General features: G+C 62.2%; 12 protein-coding genes, 1 other RNA gene and 1 pseudogene. 9 read left to right on the plus strand and 5 right to left on the minus strand.

Features of this window, described 5'->3' with window-relative positions; all coding sequences use genetic code 11:
* Positions 1 to 8 precede the first annotated feature (8 nt).
* From ubiH to GKKCFE_RS24535, 3 genes are read right to left on the minus strand one after another with little or no spacing between them, the layout of a single operon-like run.
* Positions 9 to 1,196, minus strand: coding sequence for a 2-octaprenyl-6-methoxyphenyl hydroxylase (ubiH, locus tag GKKCFE_RS24525; RefSeq protein ID WP_160893860.1), 1,188 nt, complete (start codon positions 1,194 to 1,196; stop codon positions 9 to 11).
* The gene (pepP, locus tag GKKCFE_RS24530; RefSeq protein WP_047226082.1) at positions 1,193 to 2,527 is read right to left on the minus strand and encodes a Xaa-Pro aminopeptidase; all 1,335 of its coding nucleotides are present in this window, start codon (positions 2,525 to 2,527) and stop codon (positions 1,193 to 1,195) included. The genes ubiH and pepP overlap by 4 nt, the downstream gene beginning before the upstream one ends.
* A gap of 27 nt (positions 2,528 to 2,554) precedes the next feature.
* Complete coding sequence (locus GKKCFE_RS24535) at positions 2,555 to 3,109, minus strand: YecA/YgfB family protein (protein ID WP_047226083.1); 555 nt, start codon at positions 3,107 to 3,109, stop codon at positions 2,555 to 2,557.
* A 127-nt stretch (positions 3,110 to 3,236) separates the two neighbouring features.
* Between GKKCFE_RS24535 and GKKCFE_RS24540 the strand changes: the two genes are divergently transcribed.
* The 4 genes from GKKCFE_RS24540 (at position 3,237) to GKKCFE_RS24555 (ending at position 4,692) form a co-directional block, all read left to right on the plus strand.
* A complete protein-coding gene (locus GKKCFE_RS24540) occupies positions 3,237 to 3,446 on the plus strand; it encodes a TIGR02449 family protein (RefSeq protein ID WP_030138125.1) in 210 nt (69 codons plus the stop codon).
* Positions 3,443 to 3,760 (plus strand): cell division protein ZapA, encoded by a 318-nt coding sequence (locus GKKCFE_RS24545; RefSeq protein WP_047226084.1) that lies wholly within the window; start codon positions 3,443 to 3,445, stop codon positions 3,758 to 3,760. The genes GKKCFE_RS24540 and GKKCFE_RS24545 overlap by 4 nt, the downstream gene beginning before the upstream one ends.
* A 30-nt stretch (positions 3,761 to 3,790) precedes the next feature.
* Positions 3,791 to 3,970: non-coding RNA, 6S RNA (ssrS, locus tag GKKCFE_RS24550), on the plus strand.
* Positions 3,971 to 4,086: 116 nt separating this feature from the next.
* Complete coding sequence (locus GKKCFE_RS24555; protein WP_047226085.1) at positions 4,087 to 4,692, plus strand: 5-formyltetrahydrofolate cyclo-ligase; 606 nt, start codon at positions 4,087 to 4,089, stop codon at positions 4,690 to 4,692.
* Between the two features lie 36 nt (positions 4,693 to 4,728).
* Here GKKCFE_RS24555 and GKKCFE_RS24560 read toward each other — a convergent pair whose 3' ends face one another.
* Positions 4,729 to 4,875: a hypothetical protein gene (locus tag GKKCFE_RS24560; protein WP_092395219.1), complete on the minus strand. Its 147-nt coding sequence runs from the start codon at positions 4,873 to 4,875 to the stop codon at positions 4,729 to 4,731.
* A 195-nt stretch (positions 4,876 to 5,070) separates the two neighbouring features.
* On the opposite strand from GKKCFE_RS24560, the gene GKKCFE_RS24565 reads away from it, so the two are divergent.
* The 4 genes and pseudogenes from GKKCFE_RS24565 to GKKCFE_RS24580 all read left to right on the plus strand — a co-directional run bounded on the left by GKKCFE_RS24565 (position 5,071) and on the right by GKKCFE_RS24580 (position 10,404).
* Positions 5,071 to 5,520, plus strand: a complete 450-nt coding sequence (locus tag GKKCFE_RS24565; protein ID WP_445577205.1) for an EVE domain-containing protein — start codon at positions 5,071 to 5,073, stop codon at positions 5,518 to 5,520.
* Positions 5,521 to 5,601: 81 nt separating this feature from the next.
* The gene (locus tag GKKCFE_RS24570) at positions 5,602 to 6,567 is read left to right on the plus strand and encodes an HlyD family secretion protein (protein WP_445577206.1); all 966 of its coding nucleotides are present in this window, start codon (positions 5,602 to 5,604) and stop codon (positions 6,565 to 6,567) included.
* Positions 6,564 to 9,286: pseudogene (gene rbbA, locus GKKCFE_RS24575) on the plus strand (ribosome-associated ATPase/putative transporter RbbA). Before GKKCFE_RS24570 ends, rbbA begins: the two are co-directional and overlap by 4 nt.
* Complete coding sequence (locus tag GKKCFE_RS24580; RefSeq protein ID WP_445577207.1) at positions 9,286 to 10,404, plus strand: ABC transporter permease; 1,119 nt, start codon at positions 9,286 to 9,288, stop codon at positions 10,402 to 10,404. Before rbbA ends, GKKCFE_RS24580 begins: the two are co-directional and overlap by 1 nt.
* 67 nt (positions 10,405 to 10,471) lie before the next feature.
* Here the strand turns inward: GKKCFE_RS24580 and GKKCFE_RS24585 are convergent, their stop codons facing one another.
* Positions 10,472 to 10,879: a flagellar basal body-associated protein FliL gene (locus GKKCFE_RS24585; RefSeq protein ID WP_047226193.1), complete on the minus strand. Its 408-nt coding sequence runs from the start codon at positions 10,877 to 10,879 to the stop codon at positions 10,472 to 10,474.
* Positions 10,880 to 11,029: 150 nt separating this feature from the next.
* Here GKKCFE_RS24585 and GKKCFE_RS24590 point away from each other — a divergent pair, with 150 nt between their 5' ends.
* Positions 11,030 to 12,007, plus strand: a complete 978-nt coding sequence (locus GKKCFE_RS24590) for an NADPH:quinone oxidoreductase family protein (RefSeq protein ID WP_445577208.1) — start codon at positions 11,030 to 11,032, stop codon at positions 12,005 to 12,007.
* Positions 12,008 to 12,188: the final 181 nt, after the last annotated feature.

Below are 12,188 nucleotides of genomic sequence, written 5' to 3' on the forward strand. Positions count from 1 at the left end.
ACCAAGCCTCACGCATCGGGACGCGTCCCCAACCCCATGGCCTGGCGGGCGAACCAGCGCTTGGCCGGAGGCAGCAGGTCGAGCCCCAGCAGGCCAAGGTTGCGGCCCAGGGACACCAGCGGCAGATTGCTGCTGAACAGCCGCGTAACCTGGTCGGAAAACCCGACGGTCAGCGTCTGATCCATCCGCTGACGCTCGCGATAGGCTTGCAGCACGGCGAAATCCCCCGGCGCGCTGTCGCTGTCGAGCAAGGCGTCGGCCAGGGCCTGGGCATCGCGCAGGGACAGGTTGAACCCCTGGCCGGCAATTGGATGCAGACTGTGGGCCGCGTTGCCCAGGATCGCCAGATGCGGGCGGACCTGTTCTTCGGCTTCCACCAGCGCCAACGGATAAAGATGCCGAGCGCCCACTTGTTTCAGGGTGCCCAGGCGATAACCGAACACGCCCTGCAATTCGCTGAGGAAGCTGCGCTCATCCAGGGCCGCCAGACGTTGCGCATCCATGCCCTGACGGGTCCAGACCAGCGCGCAACGGTTCTCCGGCAGCGGCAACAAGGCCATCGGGCCGTCGTCGGTGAAGCGCTCGAAGGCCATGCCGTTATGGGCTTCGCCGGGTGTGATGTTGGCAATCAGCGCGCTCTGCCCATAAGGTCGATTGCGCACGCCAATACCCAGCTGTTCGCGCAGGCTGGAACGACCACCGTCAGCCAGCACGGCAAGGTCGCATTCCAAGGTGGTTTCGTCATCGAGCGTCAGGCGATAGCCGCCGACCATGGGCTCCATCCGGGTGACTTGTGCCGGACAGTGCCAACTGACCACCTCGGTGTCCAACCCTTGCCACAGGCACTGGCCGAGCCAGGCGTTTTCCACCACATACCCCAGGGCCGGCACCCCTTCTTCCATGGCCGACAACCGCGCCGTGGAAAATCGCCCGCGATCAGACACGTGGATCTGCTTGATCGGCTCGGCGCGACGAGAAACTTCCTGCCAGATACCCAGGCGTTGATAAATCTGCCGGGACCCGAACGACAAGGCCGAGGAACGGGCATCGTAGCTCGGCTGCCAGGCATCGCCGGGAGCGAAGGGTTCGATCAGCATGATCTTCCAACCCCGGGCCTTGGCGCCGGCTTGCAGGGCCAGGGCCAGGCTCGCGCCTACCAGGCCACCGCCGACGATCGCCAGATTGACCCGGCTCATGCCGCATCAGCCCGGGCGGCGGCCATCAGGGCCTCGATTTCGGCGACCGTCTTGGGTACGCCGTGACTCAGGATTTCACAACCGGTTTTGGTCACTACCACGTCATCCTCGATGCGCACGCCAATGCCGCGCCATTTTTTCGCTACGTTGCGGTTGTTCGGGGCGATGTAGATACCCGGCTCCACGGTCAACGTCATACCGACTTCCAGTACCCGCCATTCGCCGCCGACCCGGTACTCGCCAACGTCGTGCACGTCCATGCCCAGCCAGTGGCCGGCGCGGTGCATGTAGAAGGCCCTGTGGGCTTCGCTGGCGATCAACTCGTCCACCTCGCCCTCCAGCAGGCCCAGGCGCACCAGCCCTTCGGTAATGACTCGCACTGTTGCTTCGTGGGCCTGGTTCCAGTGTTTGTCCGGCGCAATTTCGGCGAACGCCGCTTCCTGGGCGGCCAGCACCACTTCGTAGATCGCCTTCTGCTCGGGCGAAAACTTGCCGCTGACTGGCCAGGTACGGGTGATATCACTGGCGTAGCAGTCGATTTCACAACCGGCGTCGATCAATACCAGGTCGCCGTCCTTGAGCAGTGCGTCGTTCTGCTGGTAATGCAAGATGCAGCTGTTGCGACCCGCCGCGACGATCGACCCGTAGGCGGGCATTTTCGCCCCGCCCTTGCGGAACTCATAATCCAGCTCGGCCTCCAGGCTGTATTCGTACAACCCCGTGCGCGCGGCCTGCATGGCCCGGATGTGCGCCTGGGCGGAAATCCGCGCCGCTTCGCGCATCACCTTCACCTCTGCCGCCGATTTATACAGGCGCATGTCGTGCAGCAGATGATCCAGGGCAACGAATTCGTTCGGCGGCTGGGCACCGAGATGGGCCTTGGAGCGAATCACGTTGATCCACTCCATCAGGTGCCGGTCGAATTCCGGGTTGCTGCCCATGGCCGAATACACCCGATCACGGCCCTCGATCAGGCCCGGCAGGATGTCGTCGATGTCGGTGATGGGAAATGCATCGTCGGCGCCATAGTCACGCATTGCCCCTTCCTGGCCGGCTCGCAGGCCATCCCACAACTCCCGCTCGGCGTTGCGTTCGCGGCAGAACAGGATGTACTCGCCATGGGCCCGGCCGGGCATCAGCACGATCACCGCTTGCGGCTCGGGGAAGCCGCTGAGGTATTGAAAGTCGCTGTCCTGGCGGTAAACGTGCTCGACGTCGCGGTTGCGAATGGCAACGGCGGCGGCGGGCAGGATTGCGATGCTGTTGGGTTCCATCTGCGCCATCAGGGCCTTGCGGCGACGGCTGTATTCCGATTTCGGGATATGAATCATGGGCAGACGGTGTTCCCTTTCAAGCAATCAGTGCAAGGACGGCTTGGCGGCCGGTTCAGCGGTTTTCTTGGTTTCGGTGAACAGCAGCAATGGCGCGACCCGCAGGTACTCCATCACTTCCATGTAGTCGCTTTCACCGTCATCGGATTCTTCCAGGGCGTCCTGGACCTGAGAGATCGCCGCCAGGTCTTGCAATACTTCCTTGGCCTCGTCACTCAACGCATATTCGCGGCGGGTCAGGCCGAAGCCGGCGAGGAAGCCCTGGCACCACTGGCCCAGCGCTGCGGCGCGTTCGGCCAGCGGAGCGTCATCGGTAGGCAGCAGCAGGACGACGGTCATGTCATCGCTGGTCAACTCACCCTTGACCATTTCCTGCAGGCCGATGAGCGCATTGCGCACGTTGTCCGCCGGCTCGCCTTCCAGCAACTCGGCGGCGTCAGCCAGCCAGCCGTCGGCATCGAAGCCGGCGCCGGCGCAACTGCGCCCAAGCAACAGGCCATGCAGTTCAGCAGGCGAGACAGGATGACCGCTGGTGCTCAGCAGGGTGGCAAACGCTTGATACGGGGAATTCTGAATGGGCATGGGCAGCTAGGCGCCAGACGGCGCTATGTCTAGAATGGAGGCCTTGTATCCTACATCGACAGACTCGCCAAGACTATCAGAGGCTGTGCGACCCTATCCCCATCAGACACAATCTTCAGTGGACACAATGGAAGACACCGACCTGCAAGCGCTGATGGCCAGACTCGAATTGCTAATTGAGCGGGTCGAGCAACTTAAGAGCCAAAACGGACTCCTATTAGCTCAGGAAAAGACCTGGCGCGAGGAACGCGCGCACCTCATTGAAAAAAACGAAATCGCCCGGCGTAAGGTCGAATCGATGATTTCGCGCCTCAAGGCCCTGGAGCAAGACTCATGAGTTCAAGCAATAGCGTAACCGTGCAGATCCTCGATAAAGAATATTCGATCATCTGTCCCCAGGAAGAGCGCAGCAACCTGGTAAGCGCCGCCCGTTACCTGGACGGCAAGATGCGCGAGATCCGCAGCAGCGGCAAAGTCATCGGCGCCGACCGCATTGCTGTAATGGCTGCCTTGAACATCACCCACGAGCTGTTGCACCGCCAGGATACGCCGGACGTGCAAGTCAGCGGCTCGACCCGTGAACAGGTGCGCGACCTGCTCGATCGGGTGGATCTGGTACTGGCCACCGACCCGGACGTCAGCAAGGGCTGATTCGCGAGGCTGCCTGGGGTATACTTGCGTCACTCCCTGGGGTGCTTGCCAGTTGGTGATGTCCCTGAGCCGATACGCACAACCACGGGAGTTGCACGTTGGGGCCGGTGTGCATGTCCGCTTGACGGAAAGCCTTAACGCCCCCTGCAACTTCCACCTTGAACTTTCGGGTTCAAGGGCTAAGCCGACAGCGGTTCATCCGGGGAGCCTGATTCTCACAATGCCAGTCATCAAGACTGGCATTGTTGTGTCTGGCGCAGGCATTTCTGAGCGCGCTGTTTTGCGGTTACGCTGTGCTGTCGCCTCCGATTGCGTGAATTATCGATATGACCGAACCCGCGCTGCTGCCGCGCCCGCAACTCCGCCGCCTGCTACGCCAGGCCCGTCGCGCCCTGACACCTGCCCAGCAGCGTGAAGCCGCTCGCGGGCTCTACAGGCAACTGGCCCAGCACCCGCTGTTTCGCCGGGCAAGACACATCGCCCTGTACCTGCCCAACGATGGCGAGATCGACCCGCGCCTGTTGCTGCGCGCCGCTCAGCGCCGGGGCAAGGCCACTTATCTGCCGGTACTGAGCCCATGGCCGCAGACCAAGATGGTGTTCCAGCGCATCCGCCCCGGCGAAAAGCTGCGGCCCAATCGTTTTCGTATTCTGGAGCCGCGGATGAACATCGCCCGGCAACGCAAGGTCTGGACGCTGGACCTGGTGCTATTGCCGCTGGTGGGGTTTGACGATGCGGGAGGTCGGCTGGGCATGGGCGGTGGCTTTTATGACCGCAGCCTGGCGTATCTGGCGCGACGCAAGCAATGGCGCAAGCCGACACTGCTGGGACTGGCCCATGAATGTCAGAAAGTCGAACGGTTGGCGCAGGCGAGCTGGGACGTGCCGCTGCAGGGAACGGTCAGCGACCGGCACTGGTACATCGCGGGGTAGACGCCGCAGGAAAACAGCGGCGTCCGCAAGACCGGCTCAGCGTTTGAGCGAAGGCGCGGGCTGGGTGATTTCCATCGGTGTATCGGTCTTGCTGGCCCACAGACTCTGGGCGTATCCCGTGGTAACGACCCCCAGGCCGAACAGAATGACCAAGATCCACAACAAATCCGGTTTGCGTTTCATCGATTGCCCCCCTCAAGGCATATCACACACGATGACAGCAGCGGTTTTCTTATTGGCCGTGCAGCAGCGTAAAGCTTGGAAGGCCGGCATTTTGCGGCAACCTGCTGCAACACGCAAACTCTGGCGTCAACCGACTGTCGGTTTGTCATAAGATCGCTGAACTTTTTTTATAATTACCGCCCAGGAGTAGAAATCATGGCCTATTGGCTGATGAAATCCGAGCCCGACGAATTGTCCATCCAGGGTCTGGAAAAGCTCGGCCAGGCGCGATGGGACGGGGTGCGCAACTACCAGGCGCGCAACTTCCTGCGGGCCATGGCGGTGGGCGATGCGTTCTTTTTCTACCACTCCAGTTGCCCCGAGCCAGGCATTGCCGGGATCGGCCAAATCGTCCGCGCGGCCTACCCTGACCCAACGGCGCTGGAACCCGGCAGCCATTACTTCGACCCCAAGGCCGGGCCGGATAAAAACCCCTGGACCGCGATCGACGTGGCCCACGTCGAAACATTCCCCCGCGTGCTGAAGCTCGACTACCTCAAGCAACAGACCGCCCTGGCTGAAATGCCGCTGGTGCAGAAAGGCTCACGGCTGTCGGTGATGCCCGTCACGGCCGAACAATGGGCAGCGGTGATTGCGCTGCGCTGATCGCCGATGAGTTGATGGACATCAAGCGGGGTCGGTCGCTGATCCTGCAGACTTCGATGCTACAGCCGCAGGATGCCGGACATGTCGACGAACCATCGTACCTCTCGCTTTTTTGCCTTCGCCTTGATGGCTCTGTTGCTGGCCGCCGGTGGATTTGGCTATTGGAAGTCACGCCAGGATCGCCTGCCGGAAGGCTTGAGCATGGGCAATGGCCGCCTTGAGGCCACCGAAGTCCAGATCGCCAGCAAGACACCCGGGCGCCTGGCCGACGTTCAGGTCGACGAAGGCGACAACGTCATCAAGGGCCAAGTGCTGGCGCGCATGGACACCCGCACCCTGGAGGCCCAGCGCAACCAGGCCGAAGCCGAAGTCACCCGGGCCCGGCAGAACCTCGCCGCCACCGAAGCCAACGTGCAACTGCGCCAGAGCGAACAATTGCTCGCCCATCAAGAACTCAAGCGGACCCAGGAACTGTTCAAGCGCGGTTACGCCAGCGGCCAGATCCTCGACCAGCAACAAGCTCGCGTCGACACCGCCAACGCAGCGGTCAACGCCGCCCGGGCCCAGGTATCGGCGGCGAATGCGGCCATCGGCGCGACCCTGGCCCAGGTGGCCCAGCTCACCAGCGAAATAGATGACAGCACCTTGCGGGCCCCCCTCGACGGCGTGATCCAGTTGCGCCTGGCCGAGCCAGGTGAAGTGCTCGGCGCCGGCGGTCGAGTATTGCTGATGATCGATCCGAGCGACCAGTACATGAACCTCTACCTGCCGGCGTCGGTGGCCGGGAAACTGGCGGTAGGCGATGAAGCGCGACTGTTGCTCGACGCCCTGCCCGAGCGGCCGCTACCGGCCAAAGTCAGCTTCGTCGCGGCCAAATCCCAGTTCACCCCCAAGGAAGTCGAAACCCGTGATGAGCGCCAGAAACTGGTGTTCCGCGTCAAAGTGCACCTGACCCGTCCCGGCGAAGTGCCCCAGGCAAAACCGGGTATGCCCGGGGCCGGTTACGTGCGCACGGCGCCCATTGACTGGCCGGCCAACTTGAAATGAGCGCCACCGCCGGCGAGGCATTGCACGCCTCGGGTCTCGAACATCGCTACGGCCAGCATGTGGCGCTGAGCGAAATCGCCTTCAGCCTGCCCGCCGGCACTCGCTGTGGCCTGATCGGCCCGGACGGTGCCGGCAAATCGAGCCTGCTGGGGCTGATTGCCGGGGTGAAGAAGCTCCAGCATGGCCAACTGGATGTGCTCGGCGCCTCGATTGACGATCGACGCCATCGCAAGACTCTCTACCGACGCATTGCCTTCATGCCCCAAGGGTTGGGGGGCAACCTTTACCCGGACCTGTCGATAGGCGAGAACATTCGGTTCTTCGGCACATTGTTCGGGCTATCGCGAGCAGAATGCGAACAACGCATGGGGACCTTGCTGCTGGCCACCGATCTGCAGCGTTTTGCCGACCGTCCGGCAGGCAAACTGTCCGGCGGCATGAAACAAAAGCTCGGCCTGTGTTGTGCGCTGATCCATGAACCGGACCTGCTGATTCTCGACGAACCCACCACGGGCGTGGACCCGCTGTCCCGGCGACGCTTCTGGGAACTGATAGAGAGCGTGCGCCGGCAAAGACCGCAACTGACCCTGCTGGTCGCCACGGCATACATGGAAGAGGCCGAGCAATTCGAGCACTGCCTGATGCTCGACAACGGTCGCTTGATCGCCAAGGGCTTGAGTGCGGAGCTGGCCAAGGTCACCCCGGACGGCAAGCTCGATTCGGCCTTCACCCACTTCCAGGGCGGCAGCGGCCATGACGCCGACCCGCTGGTGATCCCCCCAGGACCGCCAACACTACCGACATTGCCATCCAAGCCCACGATCTCACCTTGCGCTTCGGCGATTTCACCGCCGTCGATAACGTCAGCTTCGCGATTGGTCGCGGTGAAATCTTTGGCTTCCTGGGTTCCAACGGTTGCGGCAAGACCACCACCATGAAGGTGCTGACCGGACTGATCCCCGCCAGCGAAGGCAGTGCCCGGCTGCTGGGCAACCCGGTCAACGCCAAGGACCTCGCCACCCGCAAGCGGGTGGGTTTCATGTCCCAGAGCTTTTCGCTCTACGGCGAACTGAGCGTGCGCCAAAACCTGGAGCTGCACGCCAAGCTGTTCGATCTGCCCACTACAGACAGCCGCCAGCGCATCGATGAACTTATCCAGCGCTTCAATCTCCAGGAACTGGCGGACCAAACGTCCGGGGCGCTACCACTGGGCCTGCGGCAGCGCCTGTCCCTGGCGGTGGCGGTTTTGCATCGCCCGGAAGTACTGATCCTCGACGAGCCGACCTCAGGCGTCGATCCGGCCGCGCGGGATGATTTCTGGCGACTGTTGATCGAGTTGTCTCGCGAGCAAGGTGTGACGATTTTTCTTTCCACGCACTTCATGAACGAGGCCCAGCGCTGCGATCGCATTTCGCTGATGCACGCCGGCAAGGTCCTGGCCTGCGACACGCCAGCGGCCTTGCAAGCGCAGTTCAGCGGTCAGACGCTGGAAGCCGCGTTCGTCACCTGCCTGGAAAACGCCCAGGGCGAAACGCAGCAAGACGCCGCCCCCGTGACCCTCGAGAACGCCGGCGCGCCCCGGGACCGGCGCGGCCTGAGCCTCGGTCGCCTGTGGGCCGTCGCCAGTCGGGAGGGCAAGGAGTTGCTGCGCGACAAAGTGCGGATGGCATTCGCCCTGCTGGGGGCATTGTTCATGATGGTGGTCTTCGGCTTCGGTATTTCCCTCGACGTGGAGAAACTGGCCTTCGCCGTGTATGACCAGGATCAGAGCCCGCAAAGCCGTGCCTACCTGGAGGCGTTCCGCAGCTCACGCTACTTCGAAGAACGACCGATCATCCGCGATGCAAAGGAGCTACACCGACGCTTGCAGCGCTCGGAGATCAAGCTGGCCCTGGAAATCCCCCCCGGTTTCGGTCGAGACCTCTACGCCGGCCGCCAACCGACAGTGGGCGCCTGGTTGGATGGCGGCATACCGTTTCGGGCCGAGACCAGTCGCAACTACGTCCAGGCGGTGCACCAGGGCAACCTTGAGCAACTGGCTGAATCCAGCAGTCACGCGCCCACCCGGCAACCCAGCGCGAAGCTGGAGACACGCTTTCGTTATAACCAGGACGTGGTCAGCGTCAACGCCATCGGCCCAGGGGTCATGGCGCTGATCCTCGCATTCATTCCGGCCATGTTGACGGCGCTGGGCATCGTGCGGGAAAAGGAACTGGGCTCGATCACCAACTTCTACGCTACGCCGCTGACCCGCCTGGAGTTCCTGCTGGGCAAACAAGTGCCCTACCTGGCGGTAAGCCTGATCAACCTGGCCCTGCTGACCGCGATGAACCGCTGGCTGTTTGGCGTGCCATTCAAGGGCAGCGCCCTGACGCTGGCGTTGGGCGGCCTGCTCTATGTGCTGGCGACCACCAGCATGGGGCTGTTGATCTCGGCATTCACCCGCACCCAGATCGCCGCGATCCTCGGCACCATGATCATCACCAGCCTCCCGACCATCCAGTTCTCAGGGCTGATCGTGCCGCGCTCATCCCTGGACGGTGCAGCCTCGGTGATGGGCCAGCTGTTTCCCGCCGGGCACTTCCTCGACATCGCCGTCGGCACCTTCACCAAGGCCCTTGATCTGCGCCAGCTATGGCCACAATGCCTGGCGTTGTTCGGGTTTTTCCTGGGTTTCACCGGGCTCAGCCTGATCATGCTGAAGAAGCAGGAGGCCTGATGCATACGCTTTCACATATCTGGCGTCTTGGGCTCAAGGAACTGACCAGCCTGCGCTACGACTCCGTTCTGTTGCTGTTCCTGGGCTACGCCTTCACCGTGGCGATCTACATGCCGGCCGCCGGTTCGGTGATCGGCGTGCACAACGCCAGTGTCGCAATAGTGGACGAAGACCAGAGCCATCTCTCACGCCAATTGGCCCTGGTCCTGCAACCGCCGGAGTTCCAGAGCCCGGTGGCACTGCCCTACGCCGAACTGGACAAGGTCATGGACAATGGCCGCTACACCTTCGTCATCAACGTGCCCGCCAACTTCCAGGCCGATCTGCTCGCCGGACGAGAGCCTGCGCTGCAACTGAACGTTGATGCCACAGCCATGAGCCAGGCGTTCATGGGCGCCGGCTACATCGGGCGGATTTTCCAACAGGAACTGCTGACCTACAGCGGGCAGGCACAAGCAAGCGCACAAACGCCCGTAAAGCTGACCACCCGAGCGCTGTTTAACACCAACCTAGAGGGCGGGTGGTTCCTGGCCGTGATCCAGATCGTCAACAACATCACGATCCTGGCCATCATCCTGACGGGCACGGCGCTGTTGCGCGAGCGCGAGCACGGCACCCTCGATCACTTGCTGGTGCTGCCGCTCACGGCCTTGGAAATCATGCTGGCGAAAATCTGGAGCAACATGCTGGTGGTGGTGCTATGTACCTGGGCGTCGCTGGAAATCATCGTCAAGTTCGCACTGGGCGTTCCGCTTGCCGGCTCCATGCTGCTATTCCTGCTGGTGACTGCGCTCTACCTGTTCGCCAGCACCGCCCTGGGTATTTTTCTCGCCACCCTTGCCCGTTCGACGCCCCAGTTCGGCTTACTGTCGATCCCGGTCATCATTCCGATGCTGCTGTTGTCGGGCGGCAGCACGCCGCTGGACAGCATGCCGCAATGGTTGCAATGGGTGATGCAAGGTTCGCCTTCGACCCATTTCGTCAGCCTCAGCGCGGCGATCCTGTTCCGTGATGCAGGCGTGAGCGTGGTATGGCCAGACCTGCTGGCACTGGCGGCAATCGGGCTGTTGTTCTTCGCAATCGCCCTGGGCCGGTTTCGCAAAAGCCTGGCGTCTTGACGAAAAAAAGCAGCCTTGGGTAGCGCCTGGGGATCCGGGCACTGCCAAAGGCTGCGATCGAGCGGGTTTATTGAATGATCAGGTTATTGAACAACAGGTCATCCACCATCGGCTTGCCGGTTTCGTCGTTCATGATCTGCTGGGTCTGCTTCAAGGCTTCCTGGCGCAGTTTTTCCTTGGCTTCGATATTGTTCATGGCCTCGGTGGTCTGTTGGGCGAACAGCGCAACCAGCTGATTACGGATCAGCGGCTCGTTGGCCTTCACCGCCGCAGCGGCGGCATCCCCCGTGACACGCAGGGCCACATCGGCCTTGTACACCCTCAGCTTTGCCGAGCCGTCCAAGCCATAGTTGCCCACGAACGGCGGGCTGAGGGTGATGTAACTGACCTTCGGCGCCTCGCCTTCTTTGGCTTCCTCGGCCATTGCCGTCACAGGCAACGACAGGGCCAGCATCAACATGATCCACGCTTTCACATTCGACTCCTCATACGGTTTGCGGCCCAGCATACCGACCCGCCGTTCAAGCACAAGCTTATGGCCGGCTATCAGGGCAGGGCATGCTCGTTGACCCATTGACTCTCACACCTACACTTATCGGCCATCACTCCCAAAGGAATAGCCCTGATGAAAGCCGTGCTGTGCAAAGAATTCGGTCCTGCCGAATCGCTGGTGCTGGAAGACGTCGCCAGCCCCGTCGCGAAGAAGAACGAAGTGCTGCTGGACGTGCATGCCGCCGGCGTGAACTTCCCTGACACGCTGATCATCGAGGGCAAATACCAATTCAAACCACCCTTCCCGTTTTCCCCCGGCGGCGAAGCAGCGGGCGTCATCAGCGCCGTGGGCGAAAAGGTCAGCCACCTGAAGGTCGGTGACCGGGTCATGGCGTTGACCGGCTGGGGCAGCTTTGCCGAACAGGTGGCCGTGCCAGGCTACAACGTGTTGCCCATCCCTTCGTCCATGGACTTCAACACCGCCGCCGCCTTCAGCATGACCTACGGCACGTCGATGCATGCCCTCAAGCAACGGGCCAACCTGCAACCCGGCGAAACTCTGCTGGTGCTCGGTGCATCGGGCGGCGTCGGCCTGGCGGCCGTGGAGATCGGCAAGGCCATGGGCGCCCGGGTGATTGCCGCCGCCAGCAGTGCAGAGAAGCTGGCCGTGGCCAAGGCTGCCGGTGCCGACGAACTGATCAACTACAGCGAAACCAGCCTCAAGGATGAAATCAAACGCCTCACCGACGGCCAGGGTGCCGATGTGATTTACGACCCGGTGGGCGGCGATCTGTTTGATCAGGCCGTTCGCGCCATCGCCTGGAACGGCCGGCTATTGGTGGTCGGCTTTGCCAGCGGACGCATCCCCGAGCTTCCGGTAAACCTGGCCCTGCTCAAAGGTGCCGCCGTGGTCGGCGTGTTCTGGGGCTCCTTCGCCCAACGCCAACCCCAGGACAACGCCGCCAACTTCCAGCAACTGTTCAACTGGTTCACCGAAGGCAAGCTCAAGCCACTGGTCTCGCAGGTGTATCCATTGAGCAACGCCGCCCAGGCGATCAATGACCTGGGCCAGCGCAAGGCCGTGGGGAAGGTGGTGGTGCAGGTGCGTTGATAGTCAATCAAGCGGTCCGCGTGCCAAAAGCGGCGGACCGCGTGACGATTGAATCTGGCGATCAAGGCGAAGCGCCGGGCGCCCGGCATCTACTTACCTCACAAGGCAGTCCTACAACGCCATCGGCGTATTTCTGCGCGACATGTTCATTTAAGAACATTCATTCAGGGAAATTTCCATT

Source organism: Pseudomonas sp. E141 (assembly GCF_052659885.1).

Bases quoted from the DNA above. Each gene is read 5' to 3' on its own strand.
- ubiH (WP_160893860.1), bottom strand. From the start codon at position 1,196: ATGAGCCGGGTCAATCTGGCGATCGTCGGCGGTGGCCTGGTAGGCGCG.
- pepP (WP_047226082.1), bottom strand. From the start codon at position 2,527: ATGATTCATATCCCGAAATCGGAATACAGCCGTCGCCGCAAGGCCCTG.
- GKKCFE_RS24535 (WP_047226083.1), bottom strand. From the start codon at position 3,109: ATGCCCATTCAGAATTCCCCGTATCAAGCGTTTGCCACCCTGCTGAGC.
- GKKCFE_RS24540 (WP_030138125.1), top strand. From the start codon at position 3,237: ATGGAAGACACCGACCTGCAAGCGCTGATGGCCAGACTCGAATTGCTA.
- GKKCFE_RS24545 (WP_047226084.1), top strand. From the start codon at position 3,443: ATGAGTTCAAGCAATAGCGTAACCGTGCAGATCCTCGATAAAGAATAT.
- GKKCFE_RS24555 (WP_047226085.1), top strand. From the start codon at position 4,087: ATGACCGAACCCGCGCTGCTGCCGCGCCCGCAACTCCGCCGCCTGCTA.
- GKKCFE_RS24560 (WP_092395219.1), bottom strand. From the start codon at position 4,875: ATGAAACGCAAACCGGATTTGTTGTGGATCTTGGTCATTCTGTTCGGC.
- GKKCFE_RS24565 (WP_445577205.1), top strand. From the start codon at position 5,071: ATGGCCTATTGGCTGATGAAATCCGAGCCCGACGAATTGTCCATCCAG.
- GKKCFE_RS24570 (WP_445577206.1), top strand. From the start codon at position 5,602: ATGTCGACGAACCATCGTACCTCTCGCTTTTTTGCCTTCGCCTTGATG.
- GKKCFE_RS24580 (WP_445577207.1), top strand. From the start codon at position 9,286: ATGCATACGCTTTCACATATCTGGCGTCTTGGGCTCAAGGAACTGACC.
- GKKCFE_RS24590 (WP_445577208.1), top strand. From the start codon at position 11,030: ATGAAAGCCGTGCTGTGCAAAGAATTCGGTCCTGCCGAATCGCTGGTG.